The organism is Marinobacter sediminicola, assembly GCF_031157525.1.
GTDB classification, from domain to species: Bacteria; Pseudomonadota; Gammaproteobacteria; order Pseudomonadales; family Oleiphilaceae; genus Marinobacter; species Marinobacter sediminicola.
Genome location: NZ_JAVIXR010000002.1, coordinates 333,850 through 351,331 on the forward strand (window position 1 = coordinate 333,850; position 17,482 = coordinate 351,331).

Below are 17,482 nucleotides of genomic sequence, written 5' to 3' on the forward strand. Positions count from 1 at the left end.
GAGTTCCATGATTCCTAGTCGGGAACTTTTTGAATCCAGCCCTGACTGGCTAGCTCACACGCTTGCCAATGCCACAGCCGATCTTCCGAAAGTCTCTGCCACCCTCCCCGATGGCACCCACATAATCCGCAAAGCGGTTGGTGTTTTACAGCTTACGCCGCCACCTGATCGTGCCAATCCGAATCAAGAGGCGCTGATTGTCTCAGCCGGAATTCACGGCAATGAAACCGCTCCCATAGAAATTCTTAACGCGCTGCTCAGCGAGCTAGTGAACGGAGAGTGGCCGTTGGCTTGTCCGCTGCTGCTGATTATGGGAAACCCGCCAGCCATGGTGGCCGGGGAGCGGTTTTTAGATGTAAATCTTAACCGGCTATTTAATGGGACTCATGGCAAGCCGGAGTATGACGGTCTGCCGGAAGCGGATCGGGCGCGGTTTCTTGAGGAGGTGTGTCGGCAGTTTGCCATGGAGCACCCACAGGCCCTTTCTCACTATGATTTACATACCGCCATAAGGCCTTCCCAGCGGGAGAAGTTTGCGCTTTATCCGTTTGTAGAGGGCCGGCAGGTGCCTGAGGCGCAGTGTGATTTTTTGCTGGAGGCCGAGGTGGGAACTTTATTGCTGCAGCACAAGGCAGGCACTACGTTTTCATCGTTTACTTCATTCGTGCTGAACGCTGAAAGTTTTACGGTGGAGCTGGGCAAGGTTCATCCGTTCGGTATGAACGATCTCACTCGGTTTGAGGGCGTTAAAAATGCGCTTCGGCGGCGTTTTTGTGGCGAACCAACGCCTGCCAAACAACCACCCTTTGACCATCTCACGGTGTTTGAGGTGGTGTACGAGATTTTGAATACAGCGAAGAACTTTCAGTTTCACATTCCGGATGATGTAGCCAACTTTACCGAGTACGCTCCAGACACCGTCATCTGGGAGGATGACGATACCTGTTACAGGGTTGGCAGCATTCCAGAGGCGATTGTGTTTCCAAACCGGGACGTGCCGGTTGGCCAGCGGGTGGGCCTGTTGATCAGGCCCCGTTAAACCCCGCCGGCACAGAGCTACGCCGGAGCGTTTTCGGGTTCAGCCACTTTCACCTTGATCAGCTGCGTACACACCGCGGGGATCACCAGCAGGGTCAGCACAGTTGAAGCCAGTAGCCCTGAGATAATCGCCCAAGCCATGGGCGGCCAAAGTGTGGAGCTCGAGAAGGCAAGCGGCAACAAGCCGGCTACGGTGGTGGCTGTGGTCAGCAGGATGGGCCGGGTTCGCTGTATTACGGCTTTGCGCATGGCTTCGTGGATGTTTTCGCCGTTTTCCAACTCTCTGTCCATCACATCCAGCAGCACTATGGCGTTGTTGACCACAATGCCCACCAGTGCGATCACGCCCAACATCGACTGAAATCCGAAGGGCGAACCAGATAGCACCAAGCCGGGGAATATACCCACGGTGGCCAGGGGTACGGTCAGCAGGATAATGCCAACCCGGCGGAAGGAGTTGAACTGCAACAGCAAAAAGAAGAGCAGCAAGAGTATGCCAATGGGCGCGGCTGTTAGCAGAGCACCGTTAGCGTCGCCTGAGCCTTCGGCATCGCCGCCCATTTCCATACGGGTACCTTCAGGCAGAGGGTTATCTTCCAGCGCTCGTTGCAGCCCATCCAGCGCCTGGCTGAAGCTGTAGCCTGTCAGCAGATTTGCGGTCACGGTGTTCAGCCGGGTTCCGTTACGCAGGTAGCGTGCAGCTGGCTCCCAAGTTGTCTCCACGCTGGCCACAGCAGACAGCGGTACCGCTTGCCCTCGCTCGTTATAGATATTCACTGAAAGCAATCGTTCCAGTGGCAGCGAGGTGCCTTCCTGGGATCTCAGCACCAGTGGTATCGGGTCTTTTTCCTGGCGGTAGCGCTCGGCAACCACACCAAAACTCTGGCCATACAGGCTTTGAGCCACATCCGCACGGGTAAGCCCGTATCGTGCAGCGGTGGCGTCGTCTACGTTTATGGCGATGCTGGGTACGCCAATGTCCAGATCGTGCCGCACATCCACTGTGCCCTCCACCTGACGCAATGCACTGAACAACTGCTCTACTGCATGGGTGCGTGTCTTGTCGTCGGCGTGGTACACACGCACTTCCACCGGAGCAATGCTCGGCGGCCCCTGCCCCAGAACACCCACGCTTACGTCCAGCTCGGGCATCTGTTCATCCACGTGGGCACGAATCCAGTGAATCATGCCGGTTGTGTCTTCCAGCGTCGGCGTGGCTATCACAAGCCGGCCTCTGTTCGGCGCTTGGGGGGCCCGCTGGAGATTGTAATAAAAAGCGGGGCCGGTAAAGCCCACAAACCGATGAATCTGAAGCGCATTGGGCTGAGTGCGTATGGCGTGCTCCAGATTGGCAGCGGCTTCAGCGGTGCGCTGTTGGTCTGTGCCTTCCGGCATAAAGAGCTCAACAATCACCTGAGGCCGGTCGGCATTGGGGAAGAACTGTTGCGCCATAAATGTCGTCATGGACAAACTGATCACAACCAGAAAAGCGCCAGCAGCAATCAGGCGCTTTGGATGGCGGTACACCATGCCACCAAGAAAACGCGCCAATCCAAGCAGGCGGTCAGCCTCGGCATTGCGGCGAGGCTTGAGGAAGCGTGCTGCCAGCAGGGGAACCACTGAGATCGCCAACAGGTAACTTACAGACAGCGTGAGCATAATCATCACCGGCACGCCCCGGGTGAAATCTGCCGCACCGCCCTTGGCAAGTAATAGCGGAGCAAAGGCAGCAAGTGTGGTGCCAGTGGAGGCTCCCAATGGGCCCGCAAGCTCACCAACCGCTTTGCGCAGAGCGTCCAAACGGCGCACGCCCACATCAAGGTGCCCCTGAATGTTCTCAACAATCACAATGGCGTTGTCGATCAGAATGCCCAGAGAGATCACCATGCCGATAACTGCTATCTGGTGCAGCACGCCACCGCCAAGATCGTAAAGCCCAACGCTGATCAGAGCCACCATCGGCAGAATGGAAGCCACCAGCAGGCCCATTCGGATGCCCATGCCGGTGAACACCACCGCTACGATGATCAGTACCGAAAGCACCAGACTCCAGGCCAGATTATCCAAACGCTCAGAGACTTTATCCGGCTGAAAGAACATCTCGCGGATTTCGTAGGGCTCGAAGTCCCCGCGTATCTGTTCAACCCGCTCCCGCACTCGCTCACCAAAACGGATCGCGTCGGTGGTGCCCTCTTCCATAATCAACGAGAGTAATACAACCCGCTCACCATCAAACCAGGTTTCTGGCTGGCGCGGCTCTGCTGGGCCACGCCACACGTCTGCAGCCGCCGCCAGTGGCACCTGAGAACCGTCCGGAAGCTCTATGGGTGTGGCTCGGATGGCATCAATATCCGCAAACTCCGTATTAGGAAGCACAGACAAACGGCGACCGTCCACAACCACAAAACCGCCGGGGGTGGTCTGGTTACGTTGAGCAAGGGTTTGCAGAATTCGAGCCGGCGAGATACCAAGGCGGTAAAGCGCCGCATCATCCAGAGCCAGGGTGATCTGCTCATCGGCATCCCCTTCCAGTTCAATACGGGAGACACCACCCAGATCGGACAGGTTTTCTTTGAGCCGTTCCGCCACATCCGTCAGCTCACTCACTGAAGACGCGCCGCCTATGGCAAGAACAATCGCCGGGTTATCAATCAGGCGGTCATCCAAAGCCATCTGGCCAATGTCGTCGGGGAAGTCTTGCTTTGCACGCTCCATCGCTTGGCGAACGCGGTCCCACGCGGGATCTGTATCGTAAATATCGTCGTTCAAGCGCAACCTGACAAGCGCCACACCGGTACGGGCTGTACCTTGGGAAAAGTCTATTTCCTCGACCTGCCGCAGTTCATCCGTTAGCGGCCGGAGCACCAATCGCTCTACAGCATCGGCACTGGCACCCGGATAGCTCACCGACACCAACCCGGCCCGGTACGGAAATGAGGGGTCTTCCTGGCGCGGCATAGTGCTGTATGCCGCAATACCCAGCAAACACAGCATGGTAACCACCATGCCCAACAATCGCTGATAATTGAGTAGCCGGCGCGTCATCAGCGCACCTCCACGGCATCACCGTCTGCAAGGCGCGTCATACCTGCGTAAACCACTTGATCGCCGGGTTCCAGCTCACCTGTGCGCACCACGACGCGCTCACCCACAACACGCTCAACCTGTATGGGTACTCGCCGGGCAATACCTTCACGCACGCGGAATACCGTCATGCCATCCGCGCTGCGGAGCACGGACAAAAGCGGCACAGTCATGGCTGATTCCCGGGTGGGTGTTATACCTACTTCAACTGGCTCTCCGGTATCCAGGGTATTGATCGGCAAGCTAACCAGAACCGGATGCAACTCACCCCGGATAGCGCCCGCCTGAGCAATTTCAACAACAGAGCCAAGTACCGGAGCCTCGATTCGATTCTGCACAGACCACACTGGCAATTCTTCATCCACTGCCACGTGGGCCAACAGATAAGCCGGCACCCGCACTTCCACTTCTTTACCTTCAGGTGAAGACAAGCGCATTACCGGCTGGCCCGCCGCCACAAACTCATCCCGTTCTACCAATAGCGCTTCCACACGACCGCCAAATGGCGCTCGCAAGGCGCTTTCTTCCAGCAACTGGGTAGCCTCAGCCAATGCCGCTTGAGCTGTTGCCACGCTGGCCTTCAGGGAATCCCGGCGAGCCGCAATCTGTTCAAGGTTTTGCTCGGATACCACGCCTCGTTCGTGCAGCCGGCTTGAGCGCTCCCACTCACGTTTGGCCTGTTCGTGACGGGTGTGCAACTCGTCAAGCTTGGCTTTTGCCGAATCCCGTGCAGGTTCCAGCGCCGGATTGTACACCCGTGCCAGCAAGTCGCCGGCGGCAACTGTCTGGCCCAATTCCACGGCCCGCTCCCGAAGCGTTCCGCTAACTTGAAAGGTAAGCGTTGCGCGCTGGGTTGACCGTACAATGCCGGAAAAACGCAGGGTAATTTCCTGGGCCTCGCCACCCGTGACCTCTGAAACACGCACCGAAACTGCATGCTCACCCGAGGCAGCAGGGGCATCATCGGCCATGCAACCGGATAGGAACAGGCCGCAGGCAGCAAGAAATAAAAGGGCAACAGGGGTGCGCGATGGTGTCATAAAGTATCCTTTCGTCCGTGCTCAAGTTGGTGTTGATACCGCTTCCTGCGGAAATCCGGGGGCGTTGAGCACGACATAATGTCATTCTTTGACATTATGTCAATAATCAGCTTTCATTCTCCAATTGAAAAATTAACCGCTGAAAGAGCCTGACGAGAGAGCCAGATGACTGAACCGCTGAAAACACGCCGTGAACGGGAGAAACAGGCCCGCTACGACACGATTCTGGACGCCGCTGAACGGGTCTTTTCAGAGAAGGGCTACGAACGCACCTCCATGGATGACATTGCACGCACGGCAAGCCTGAGCCGGGCTTTACTGTATGTTTACTTCAAGGATAAGGCGGCAATTCAACGGGGCATCATGCTGCGTGCAGGGCATAGTTTGTATGAACGCTTCAGAAAGGCACGGCTGACTGCCGATACGGGGCTGGCGCAAATTCGCGCTATGGGGGAATCCTATTATCGCTTCTATCTGGATGAGCCAGATTATTTCTCTGCCCTTACCAAAGCCTCCACCGCCATGGCAGAGGCAGATGAAACACAAGCCAAAGAAATGCTTTGCTCAAAGACAGAGCTGATGACGCTTATGACTGAGGCCATAGAACTGGGGCTGAAAGATGGCACCATGAGCCGTCAACGTATCCACAGCCCGGAGCAGACCGCGCTCTATCTGCGCGGGGCACTGCACGGCGCGCTTTTGCTATGCCAATCCGAAGCCAGCGAAAGTGGCGATATCTTCCCGGCCGAAAGCCTTATCCGGCACACTATGGACATGCTGACTGCTTCGATTGCCGCACCCTGACCATGCTTTTATGACCAGTGGGGGAGGCTGCTACATCTGGAAATCGTAAATAGAACCCAGCCCCAGAATTCCGGTCAGCTCATCCAGCGCTTTGCGTACTTCTTCCAGCAGCATGGGATCCGCCAGGTCATCCCTGCTTAGTTCGCTACGGTAGTGGGCTTCAACCCAGGTTGTCAGGCGCTCATACAGCGCATCAGTCAGAATCACACCCCGATGCATGGCCTTTAGTTCGTCGTCATTCAGAACCACTCGCAAACGCAGGCAAGCAGGGCCACCGCCATTGCGCATGGACTGTTTCACATCAAACACTTCCACCGCGGTAATCGGCCCGCCAGAGGCCAGCAGCTTATCCAGGTACTTGCTCACAGAGGGCACTTCCCTGCACTCACCCGGAACCGCCAGCAACATACCATCGGGCGTATTCAGCAACTGGCTGTTGAAAAGATAAGACGCGACTGCATCCGCAATCGGCACTTCCCCGCTGCTTACGCGAACGGCCTCCAGTTCAGCGCCAGTCAACCGAGCACGAATATCTGACAGCACCCGCTGTTCATCAAGAAACGCCATCTCGTGGTAGAAGAGCGTATTACCATTACCTACCGCAATAACATCGTTATGAAAGACACCCGCATCAATGGCTGCAGGGTTTTGTTGGGCAAATACCAGATGGCCATCTTTGAGGCCGTGCAGACGGGCGATTGCCTGTGAGGCTTCAAGAGTCTGCCGGGCCGGGTATTTTTTCGGAGCCGGTGCTTGCTCGTTAAATGCAATCTGGCCATACACAAACAGCTCCACCCCCGGTTCACCATACCCGCCGCAAAGCCGGGTGTGGTTGGCTGCGCCTTCATCGCCAAAGTGGCTGACTGATGGCAGCGCCGGATGATGGGCAAAGTACCCCTCGTCCGCAAAGATAGATTTGAGCATGCGGCCAGTTACCCTGTGCTCAATGGAGCGATGGAACTTGGCGCTCAAATTGGCGGGGGTGAAGTGCACCCTGTGGTCGTCTGTATCGGCACTGGGAGAAACCGTCGCTGCATTGGCTGTCCACATGGACGAAGCTGACGCCACAGCCGCCATAATCGACGGGCTGGACTTGGCTGCCTGCGCCAGAATTTGCGCATCCGTGCCGCTGAACCCGAGCGCTTTGAGAGAGGGAACATGAGGACGTTCATGGGGCGGCAATACACCCTGAACGTAGCCCCGGTCCGACAGGCGCTTCATTTTCGCCAACCCCTGAAGCGCAGCCTCCCGGGGGTTGGATACCGCATTCACATTGGACTTCGATGCCACGTTGCCCCAAGACAGGCCCGCATAATTGTGGGTTGGGCCAACCAGGCCATCAAAGTTTGCTTCTACCGCATGTTTTGCCATGTCTGGGAATTCCGTCCATTCGGATTCAGGGAATAAAGCTCAACGTTGCCAATCAGGAATCGAAGTTAAGGCCCGGCGACAAGCTTTCCGGCACCTCGCTTTTGCCCGCTTCAAGAGAGGCCATAGGCCAGGCGCAGTAATCTGCAGCGTAATAGGCGCTGGCCCGATGATTTCCGCTGGCGCCTACGCCACCAAAAGGTGCGGCACTGCTGGCGCCGGTCAAAGGGCGGTTCCAGTTAACAATGCCCGCCCTTGCCTCTTCCAGCAACCGCTCGTAGAGCTTTCTGTCGTCCGAAAGCAAGCCGGCAGAAAGCCCATAACGGGTGTTGTTAGCCAGCTCCAGGGCATCATCGAAACCCTTGTACCGATAGACGGTTAATAGCGGCCCGAAGAACTCCTCATCCGGCAGCTCCAACCCGCTTACATCCACAATGCCTGGAGAAAGAAGGCCAGTGTTTGGTTTGAGTTGTTTCATCTCCAGCAGGGATATTCCGCCTTTTGCGAGCATGCTGGCCTGAGCAGCCAAAAGTTTTTCTGCCGCCTGTGCAGAAATCACCGAGCCCATAAACGGTTGGGGTTTATCATCAAACTCTCCAACCTGGATACGTGCAGACACCGCCACAAGGCGATCCAGAAACTCATCGCCCTTCGTGCCCTTTGGAACCAGCAATCTGCGGGCGCAAGTGCAGCGCTGTCCAGCAGACAAAAACGCCGACTGCAGAGCGTGATGGACCGCGCCATCGATGTTCGAAATATCCTGTACAATCAGCGCGTTGTTACCACCCATTTCCAGGGCAAGAATCTTCTCCGGCTGGCCTCCAAGTTGCTCATGCAGCTTATGTCCCACCGTTGAGCTACCGGTAAAGAACAAGCCGTCAATTGCAGGGTGGCCCGCAAGCGACTTGCCTGTATCCGCAGCACCCTGAACCAGGTTGATTACACCATCGGGCAAGCCAGCTTTCTCCCACAGTTTCACCGTCAACTCCGCCACGCCGGGCGTCAACTCACTGGGTTTGAATACCACCGTATTGCCCGCTAATAGCGCCGGCACAATATGGCCATTAGGAAGGTGGCCGGGAAAGTTGTAAGGGCCAAACACCGCAACCACCCCGTGGGGCTTATGACGGAGCACCGCATGGCCACCCGCAACATCCGATTCGGTGTGCCCGGTGCGATCATTATAGGCTTTCACCGAAATGCCGATCTTGCCGGCCATAGCAGCCACTTCCGTACGGGACTCCCAAAGGGGTTTACCGGTTTCCAGGCCAATCTGGTGGGCCAACTCCTCCTTGTTTGCTTCCAGCAATTCAGCAAAAGCCTCAACAACCGAAAGGCGCTCGGCAAAGCTCTTGCGCCGCCATTTCAGGAAGGCGTCCCGCGCGCTGCGCACGGCTGCATCCACATCAGCCAGGCTGGCACCAGTACCTTCCCATACGGCCTTGCCGGTAACGGGCTGAACAGACTCGAACGCGGGGCCATGGCCCTGAAGCCAAAGCCCACCAATAAACAGTTCGCCGGTCAGGTTTGCCATATCACTCACTCTCCTGCTGCTGGAATTGTACGTTTTTAGCTCGCGGCTTTGGCCGGTGCCTGAGTCCTTTCCTTAAGGGGGGCCAGCCGAACCGGGTCGCCCGACTCTATCTGCAAGGCCTCTGCCACTTCCGGTGGAAGGCTGATTGTGTCTATACCCACGCAACTGGCGGGCACCGTAGTTACCCGAAAGTTACGGAACGAGCGATTGGAAATCATCACCCGCTTATCCGCCGGCACATCAAGATCTATGGCTTTTCGGGTCACAGAGGCATAGCGGTTGAAACTGTCCCGAACTGTGCGAATGGTGTGCACGAATGCCTCAACCACCGGGCCACCATCAAAGATGTCGACCATGCCATTAAAGTTAAACCCTTCGGCTTTCAGCATGGTAAGCGCCGGAGCCGTATTACCATGAACCATGCCGACAACCGCCCGTGCCGAATCCGGCAGCATAGGCAGGTATATTGGGTATTTGGGCATCAGCTCAGCAATAAACGCCTTATTGCCAAGCCCGGACAGCATGTCGGCTTCTATGAATTCCATATCAAAGAACTTACTACCCAGCGCGTCCCAAAGCGGGCTCATGCCCTGCTCATCAGACACACCGCGCATTTCCGCAAATACTTTTTCAGAGAAGTGCTTTCTAAACTCATCAAGAAACATGAAGCGACAGCGGGACAAAAGCAGACCATTGCCGCCACCGTGGTAATCGCTGGATAGCAGCAAGGAACAGATCTCACTGGTGTCTGTCATGTCGTTTGACAGGTGCAGTGTTGGCGTTCGCACATGCACACCCAGCTCTTTGGAGGCGTTTACGGTAACGCTGAGCCGATAGTTATAAAACACCTCATCCAGGCCCACCCGGGCCTGAATACCGCTGATCCCTACCGCTTTGCCAGTATCCGTATCTTCCAGGGCAAACAGGTACAGGCCCGCTTCCGGTGCACAACGCTGATTGAAGGTTTCCTGTGCCTGGTTGATTTTACGCTGCAACATGTCCCGGTCGGCCGGCAACGAGGTCAGTCCCTTGCCCGCTTTCTGAGCCATGGCGTAAAGATCTTCAAGATCAGTTTGCTGAAGTGGTCGAATGACTAGCATGGCGCTACCCTCACTTCATCACCTGCAGTCTTGTCGAGTAAACCCCAGACCTTCACAGGTACCTTGAGGGTACCCTCAAGCGTGCCGGCAGCACGAGCAAGCGCACAACGGAACCCAGCGCCACCACCCGCGGCAATAAGGCAAAGATCTCCGCTCCCATCGCCAGCATCATTCACAGAGCCATGGAGGGCTTTGCGCTGACTGGTTACCAGCGTGTGCAGGGCGTCGGTGCGCGCTTCCAGCACCGGCCCACCATCGAAAATGTCCAGATAGCAGCCCGCCTGAAAACCTTCTCTCTGCAACAACTCAAGGTTTGGCACAGTCAGTTCGTGAGGCTGCCCTAACGCCTCCTGCGCCGCCTCGGAAAGCAAAGTGACATACACAGGATGCGGCGGCATAAGCTCCGCAATAAAGGTTTTACTGAGCGCACCCGAGTGCTGGTCCGCTGTTTCAAAATCCATATTAAAAAAGTGACGCCCCAAACTGTCCCAGAAGGGCACACTGCCATCCTCGTGCTGCACGCCCTGAATTTCCACAGCAACCCGCTGGGTAAACCAGTCGCGATGCTCGGCGATGAACAGGATTCGGGCTCGGGACAAGAGCTCAAAGGCTTCCGTGTTGCGCAACTCAGGCGTGATGGAAAACGAGCAAAGCAATGTGTGATCGGTCAGACCGTGACTCGGGTAGAGAACGTCTACGCGGCTTGATATGCCTAGCTCGTGGGAGGCATGAATCAATGCATCCCGGCGGTAGTTATAAAACGGCTGACCATTACCTGCACGAGCATCAATACCCGCCGTGCCATGGATCCTGCCTGTGGCGGTATCCTCCAGAACGAAAAGAAACCGTGGCAACGGGCCGCCAGAGATTGTTTTACCGGCGAGAGAAGTTAGCGAGTGTTTTATTTTTTCGGCAAGCGCGTCACGCTGCCGGGGCAGCGTGGATGAGAGACGGGCGGTTTCTGAACCCGCCGCGCCGGCTATCTCCAGTATCTGGTTCACGTCATCGGGTAGTGCCGGACGTACCAACCACATAAAAGCTCCTAGGCAGTCAGTTTCTTCACCGCTGCTTCAAAGCGCTCAAGCGCTTCATCAATATCGGTATCCGGAATGATCAGCGAAGGTGCCAATCGAATAACATCGGCGCCAGCAATCAACACCATCACACCTTCATCCAGGCCGGCGTTGAGAAATTCCTTCGCCTTTCCTTTCCATTTTTCGGTCAGCACACAACCCAGCAAAAGCCCGGCACCGCGAACCTCACTGAAGAGTTCATAGCGCTCACCAATATCCATCATGCCTTTACGCAGGTGCTCAGAACGGGCCTTGACACCCTTGAGGATCTCGGGCTGGCTTACGGTATCGATAACCTTTTGGGCAACCGCGCAAGCCAGGGCATTGCCACCATAGGTGCTGCCATGGGTGCCTACGCCAAGACTGGCTGCAACTTTTGCAGTGGTCAGCATGGCGGCTACCGGGAAACCACCGCCCAAGCCTTTGGCGCTGGTAAGAATGTCTGGTACCACACCATACATCTCGTATGCATACAGATGACCTGTACGGCCCACCCCGGACTGCACCTCATCAAAAATCAACAAAGCGCTGTTGTCATCACAGAGCTTGCGCAGGCCTTCCAGGAATTCAGGGTCAGCTGGAACCACTCCGCTCTCACCCTGAATTGGTTCCACAACCACCGCACAGGTCTTTGCCTTGGAGATCAGTTTCTTGACGGATTCCAGATCGTTAAAGTCTGCGTGGTGGATGCCGCCCGGCGCAGGCTCAAATCCCTCCAGATACTTTGCCTGCCCACCAACACTCACGGTGAATAAGGTACGGCCGTGGAAGGCGTTCTTGAAAGAGATAATTTCGTGTTTCTCCGGGCCTGTGTGCTCCCAGCCATAACGACGTGCCAGCTTGAACGCCGCCTCGTTGGCTTCACCACCGGAGTTGGCAAAGAACACCCGCTCAGCAAATGTGAGATCGCACAGAGTTTTAGCCAAACGCAAAGCAGGCTCGTTGGTCATCACGTTAGAGAGGTGCCAGATTTTCTCCGCCTGCTCCACCAGGGCACCCACCAGCCCTGGGTGCGAATGCCCGAGACAACTCACGGCAATACCACCCTGAAGATCTATAAACTCGCGGCCATCCTGATCCCAAATTCGGGAACCCTCGCCTCGCACGGGAATAATAGAGCCCGGTGCGTAGTTGGGTACCATAACTTCATCAAACAGTTCGCGGCTGACAGGTTCTTTGTTCATAGATCTCTCTCGGAAAAGCAGTTAAGCGTATAAAAATAGTAGAGTTGCCGGCGTAGGCAAGTAAGTAGGTGTGCGGATCAGTCACTTATACTACGCCACTTAATGCATCAGCACATCTGGTGCTATTGCCCCCTTAAAACTCCGTCACACCAATGCAGCACCGCCGCCTCGGAGAACGGCAAGTCAACCGCGGTTTCACCACCAAAATCATGCCACTGAGAAAGGAACTTCCGCTTCACCACCGTTAATACCGGAATGCCGGCAGCAAGTAGCTGAACAAATTCAGCGCGGAACCCATTGCCGCCGATTTCCTGCTGGCCGAACCGGTTAACAACCGCCAGCTTGGGTGGCTGCTCTAGCAATCCGCGTATCACGCTCGTTGCATCTGCCAACCCGCGGGGATCGAGGCAACAGGATTGCGATTCTTTTCCAAGGTTCTGGGCAATGGAATACTCCTGACCCGTTTCCAGATCCTGTAGCGCCATGGGTTCTCGCCGTAACCCATGCTCATTCAATGCCATGGATAAACCAGCAACTCGATAGCCTCGCCGACTCAGGGTTGCTGCCACCTTGTGCAGCAATTTATCCACTGCCTGCTCATCGTTGTCGTAGATTATTGCCGCGAAATTCAGCTGTGCGCTCATACGTTTGTTACCTGCTGACTAAATATGACAAGTCTAGCGGGTTTGAAAATACGCTCGTTGCTCTGGATCAGTAACTCTGGACTGCCTGGCTCCATACCAAAACGCAAAAGGCGGGCTTGTTACGCCCGCCTTTTGCTGCCCCCAAATTTCATAGCCTGGAAGCCTGTCTGGCTAGCTTCACAGCAAAAGGGAACGAATATCCCCAAGCAGCTGACTAAGCAATGAGGTAAAGCGTGCCGCATCAGCCCCGTTCACCGCACGGTGATCGTAAGACAACGACAGCGGTAGCATCAGCCTCGGCTGAAACTCGCTTCCATCCCACACAGGCTTCATCGCAGCACGGGACACCCCAAGAATCGCCACCTCTGGCGTATTCACAATTGGCGTGAAAGCCGTACCACCGATTCCACCCAAGCTTGTAATAGTGAAACAAGCGCCCTGCATCTCTGCAGGCTTTAACTTCCTGTCACGGGCTTTCTGGGCAAGCTCGGCACTTTCCGCCGCCAACTCCCAAAGGCCTTTCTGATCGACATCGCGAATCACCGGAACCATCAGCCCGTTGGGCGTATCCACAGCAATACCAATATGAATGTATTGCTTGCGAACCACCTCTTTGCGCTCCAAATCCAGAGACACGTTGAATTGCGGTAGCTCTGCCAATGCCGTTGCACAGGCCTTAAGAATAAACGGCAAAGGCGTCATCTTCACGCCCCTCTTTTCACCAGCCGCTTTCTGGGCTTTTCGGAATGCCTCCATATCGGAGATATCCGCATCCTCAAACTGGGTAACGTGGGGCACGTTCAGCCAGCTTCGCTGCATGTTGCTCGCGGTAACCGCCATCATTCGCGACATAGGCTCACGCTCAATGTCGCCGAACTGGCTGAAATCTGGCAGCTTTACGCCCGGTATTCCAGACCCCGTACCAGCGCCTGAACTCCCTTGCTGAGTCTGTTGCAGCTGGCTTTTAACATAGTCGTTCACGTCGTCTTTCAGAATCCGGCTTTTGGGGCCAGACCCTTTGATGCGAGCCATATCGGCACCCAGCTCTCGAGCCAGTTTGCGCACGGCCGGGCCAGCATGAACTCTGGAACCCGGCGAAGGCGGCTCGTAGGTTGAGCTCTGGGGCTGTGCCTCGGGCTCCTTCGACGGCTTATCATCGGCTTCAGGTTCAGGCTTTGCTTCCTGGCCAGAGTCGGCAGCCGTCTCGCTCTGATCCTCATCGTCCTCGTCGCTGTCGTCGGCGACCGTCATTTCCAGGAGCTTGTCGCCCTCAGACAACTTGTCTCCTTCATTCACCAGAACCTTCACTACCTTGCCGGCGTATGGAGATGGTATATCCATGGATGCCTTATCGGACTCAACCGTTACCAAAGACGCATCTACCTCAATGGTGTCGCCTTCGGATATGTTGACCTCGATAACCGGCACGTCTTCCATGCCATCCAGAGGCGGAACCAACACCGTTTCCGTGCGGGAGCCGCCAGACTTTTTCTTCGGTTCTGGCTTGGGCTTTTCAGGTTCGGGCTTTTCATCAGAATCAGCACTGGACTCACTTTCTGATTTCGCTTCCGGCTCATCGTCAGCTCCACCCGCAGCTCCGCCAGCGTCCATCATTGCCACCACGTCGCCTTCTTTCACCTTGTCCCCAACCTTCACGGAAAGCTTGGTGATTTTACCGGCACCAGGGGATGGCAAATCTACAGAGGCCTTATCGGTTTCAACGGTCAGTATCGAATCCTCCGCCTCCACCGAATCGCCAACACTGACCAGAATCTCGATTATCTCAACTTCATCTGCCCCGCCAAGATCGGGAACCTTGATTTCCTGTTCGCTCATGACGGTCTCCTTAGCAGTGCGCCGGGTTCGTTTTATTACGATCGATACCGTACTTGCGCATGGCTTCAAGAACCTGCTCCTGCTTCACCTCGCCATCTTTGGCCAAGGCCGACAGAGCAGCTACCGTTACGTAATAACGATCCACCTCGAAGAAGCTTCTCAGCTTCTCGCGAGTGTCGCTGCGACCAAAACCATCTGTACCCAGTGTCAGGAATGTTTTGGGGATGAACGCCCTCAGTTGCTCGGAGTGCAGCTTGACGTAATCTGTCGACGATACGACAGGGCCTGTCTGTTTCTCCAGGCACTGAGTGACGTGAGCCTTACGGACCTTGTCATCCGGGTGCAGCAGGTTCCAACGTTCAACGTGTTGACCGTCTCGGGCAAGTTCGTTAAAGCTGGTGACGCTCCAGACATCGGAGGCTACACCCCAATCGTCTTTTAGCATCTGAGCAGCTGCTCGCACTTCGTTGAGAATGGCTCCGGCGCCCAGCAGCTGTACACGCAGCTTTTTCTTGCCGCCTTTTACTTCGACGGATTCGAATTTGTACATGCCTTTGATAATGTCGTCTTCCACGCCCTTGGGCATGGCCGGCTGCTCATAATTCTCGTTTTCCATGGTGATGTAGTAGAAAACGTTTTTATTCTCTTCAAACATTTCCTTCATGCCGTGGTGAATCACTACGGCCATCTCATACCCGAATGCCGGATCGTACGCTTTACAGTTGGGGATGGTGTTTGCCAGCACATGGCTGTGACCATCCTGGTGCTGCAAGCCTTCGCCATTCAGCGTAGTGCGCCCGGCGGTGCCTCCAATAAGGAAACCACGCGCCTGCATGTCGCCTGATGCCCAAGCCAGATCGCCCACGCGCTGGAAACCAAACATGGAGTAGAACGCATAGAACGGAATCAGCGGGAAGTTGTTGTTGCTATAAGATGTCGCAGCCGCCATCCACGCGGCCATAGCACCACCTTCGTTAATACCTTCCTGAAGAATCTGTCCTTTCTTGTCCTCCCGGTAATACATGATCTGTTCACGGTCCTGGGGTACATACTTCTGCCCCTCAGACGTGTAGATCCCCAGCTGACGGAACATGCCCTCCATACCGAAGGTACGAGCCTCATCCGGCACGATTGGCACTATCCGCTTGCCAATACGCTTATCTTTAACGAGCGCTCCCAGCAGGCGAACAAACGCCATGGTTGTGGAGATTTCACGGCCACTCGAACCTTCCAGAACCTGTTTGAAAATATCCAGATCAGGAATTTGAAGAGGCTGGCAATCCTTGCGGCGCCGGGGATAAAAGCCACCCAGTTCCTGCCTGCGCTTATTCATGTAGACCAGCTCGGGGCTGTCTGGCGCTGGGCGGTAATAGGGTACGTCTTCCAGCTCTTCATCTTTCAGCGGAATTGCAAAGCGATCGCGGAATGACTTGAGGGTTTCAATATCCAGCTTCTTCAGTGAATGGGCCGTGTTCTGAGACTCGCCCGCCGCACCAAAACCATAACCTTTAATCGTGTGCGCAAGAATAACCGTAGGCTTGCCGTTCGCCTCGGTCATCGCCTTCTGATAAGCGGCGTACACTTTGTAGGGGTCGTGACCACCCCGGTTGAGCTTGTTGATATCTTCGTCCGTCCAGTCTTCTACCAGCTTGGCCAATTGCGGGTACTTGCCGAAGAAGTGTTTGCGGGTATGGGATGGACCGTTATGGGTAAAGTTCTGCAGGTCACCATCGCAAATCTCGTCCATGGCTCGCTGCATAATGCCGTGCTCGTCGAGGTCGAACAAGGTGTCCCAAACCCGACCCCAAACCACCTTGATCACGTTCCAGCCAGCTCCCCGGAAAGTGCCTTCAAGCTCTTGAATAATCTTACCGTTACCACGTACCGGACCGTCCAGGCGCTGCAGGTTACAGTTCACCACGAACACCAGGTTGTCGAGATTTTCCCGACCGGCTTTTGAGATACACCCCAGGGTTTCCGGCTCGTCAGTCTCACCATCACCCACAAAGCACCAAACCTTGCGATTACCCATTTCCACGAGTTCGCGGCTATCCAGGTACTTCATCACGTGGGCCTGATAAATGGCCTGAATCGGCCCAAGCCCCATAGATACGGTGGGGAACTGCCAGTAATCCGGCATTAGCCAGGGGTGCGGATACGAGGAGAGGCCGTCTCCGTCCACTTCCTCGCGATATTTATCAAGCTGCGCTTCTGTAAACCGTCCTTCCAGAAAAGACCGCGCGTAGTTGCCCGGCGAGGCGTGACCCTGAAAATAGATCAAGTCGGACTCGCGCTTTTCATCACCACCATGGAAAAAGTAGTTAAAGCCAACGTCGTAGAGCGTGGCTGCAGATGAGAAGGTCGATATATGGCCGCCCAGATCGCCCGGTCGCTTGTTGGCACGCACAACCATGGCCATAGCGTTCCAGCGGATCAGTGACCGAATCCGGCGCTCCATAAACAGGTCGCCCGGCATCCGCGCTTCCTGGGTTGCCGGAATAGTATTTCGGAACGGTGTAGTAATTGAATACGGTAGCTCGGTGCCATCACGACTGGCACGCTCAGAAAGGCGCTCCAGAATGTACTTAACCCGCTCTATGCCTTCGTTCTCCATGAGCGACTCAAGTGCATCAAGCCATTCGCTCGTCTCTATGGGATCATCATCCTGGTACATCAAACCTCCCCCTTCGCATCCAAAAGTGCTGCAAGTGCCAAGCGCGGCACCCGCGCATGCGGTATCAAGTTAACTGCAACAACGGCAACGTCTTCGTTATGTA

At 55.7% G+C, this 17,482-nt stretch carries 12 protein-coding genes; 2 read left to right on the forward strand and 10 right to left on the reverse strand.

Annotated elements, in window-relative coordinates:
• The first annotated feature begins 7 nt into the window (after window positions 1-7).
• Window positions 8-1,039, forward strand: coding sequence for a succinylglutamate desuccinylase (locus tag RG807_RS04290; RefSeq protein ID WP_309043776.1), 1,032 nt, complete (start codon window positions 8-10; stop codon window positions 1,037-1,039).
• A gap of 17 nt (window positions 1,040-1,056) precedes the next feature.
• Here the strand turns inward: RG807_RS04290 and RG807_RS04295 are convergent, their stop codons facing one another.
• Both RG807_RS04295 and RG807_RS04300 read right to left on the reverse strand, forming a co-directional pair.
• Window positions 1,057-4,083 (reverse strand): efflux RND transporter permease subunit, encoded by a 3,027-nt coding sequence (locus RG807_RS04295; RefSeq protein WP_298449182.1) that lies wholly within the window; start codon window positions 4,081-4,083, stop codon window positions 1,057-1,059.
• Window positions 4,083-5,162: an efflux RND transporter periplasmic adaptor subunit gene (locus tag RG807_RS04300; RefSeq protein WP_298449185.1), complete on the reverse strand. Its 1,080-nt coding sequence runs from the start codon at window positions 5,160-5,162 to the stop codon at window positions 4,083-4,085. The genes RG807_RS04295 and RG807_RS04300 overlap by 1 nt, the downstream gene beginning before the upstream one ends.
• 165 nt (window positions 5,163-5,327) lie before the next feature.
• Between RG807_RS04300 and RG807_RS04305 the strand changes: the two genes are divergently transcribed.
• Window positions 5,328-5,966, forward strand: coding sequence for a TetR/AcrR family transcriptional regulator (locus RG807_RS04305; protein WP_298449187.1), 639 nt, complete (start codon window positions 5,328-5,330; stop codon window positions 5,964-5,966).
• Between the two features lie 30 nt (window positions 5,967-5,996).
• Here the strand turns inward: RG807_RS04305 and astB are convergent, their stop codons facing one another.
• The 8 genes from astB to aceE all read right to left on the reverse strand — a co-directional run bounded on the left by astB (window position 5,997) and on the right by aceE (window position 17,379).
• The gene (gene astB / locus RG807_RS04310) at window positions 5,997-7,337 is read right to left on the reverse strand and encodes an N-succinylarginine dihydrolase (RefSeq protein ID WP_309043777.1); all 1,341 of its coding nucleotides are present in this window, start codon (window positions 7,335-7,337) and stop codon (window positions 5,997-5,999) included.
• 52 nt (window positions 7,338-7,389) lie between these two features.
• The gene (gene astD / locus RG807_RS04315) at window positions 7,390-8,868 is read right to left on the reverse strand and encodes a succinylglutamate-semialdehyde dehydrogenase (RefSeq protein ID WP_309043778.1); all 1,479 of its coding nucleotides are present in this window, start codon (window positions 8,866-8,868) and stop codon (window positions 7,390-7,392) included.
• A gap of 35 nt (window positions 8,869-8,903) precedes the next feature.
• A complete protein-coding gene (gene astA, locus RG807_RS04320; RefSeq protein ID WP_298449193.1) occupies window positions 8,904-9,968 on the reverse strand; it encodes an arginine N-succinyltransferase in 1,065 nt (354 codons plus the stop codon).
• Entirely contained in the window at window positions 9,962-11,002 is a 1,041-nt protein-coding gene (locus tag RG807_RS04325; RefSeq protein ID WP_309043779.1) for an arginine N-succinyltransferase, read from the reverse strand. Before RG807_RS04325 ends, astA begins: the two co-directional genes overlap by 7 nt.
• 8 nt (window positions 11,003-11,010) lie before the next feature.
• Window positions 11,011-12,225 (reverse strand): aspartate aminotransferase family protein, encoded by a 1,215-nt coding sequence (locus RG807_RS04330; RefSeq protein ID WP_298449197.1) that lies wholly within the window; start codon window positions 12,223-12,225, stop codon window positions 11,011-11,013.
• Window positions 12,226-12,347: 122 nt separating this feature from the next.
• Window positions 12,348-12,869, reverse strand: a complete 522-nt coding sequence (locus tag RG807_RS04335) for a DUF2478 domain-containing protein (protein ID WP_309043780.1) — start codon at window positions 12,867-12,869, stop codon at window positions 12,348-12,350.
• Between the two features lie 177 nt (window positions 12,870-13,046).
• Window positions 13,047-14,705, reverse strand: a complete 1,659-nt coding sequence (aceF, locus tag RG807_RS04340) for a dihydrolipoyllysine-residue acetyltransferase (protein ID WP_309043781.1) — start codon at window positions 14,703-14,705, stop codon at window positions 13,047-13,049.
• A 10-nt stretch (window positions 14,706-14,715) separates the two neighbouring features.
• Window positions 14,716-17,379 carry a pyruvate dehydrogenase (acetyl-transferring), homodimeric type gene (gene aceE / locus RG807_RS04345; RefSeq protein ID WP_309043782.1) on the reverse strand — a complete coding sequence of 888 codons (2,664 nt, stop codon included), beginning with the start codon at window positions 17,377-17,379 and terminating at the stop codon, window positions 14,716-14,718.
• Window positions 17,380-17,482 lie beyond the last annotated feature (103 nt).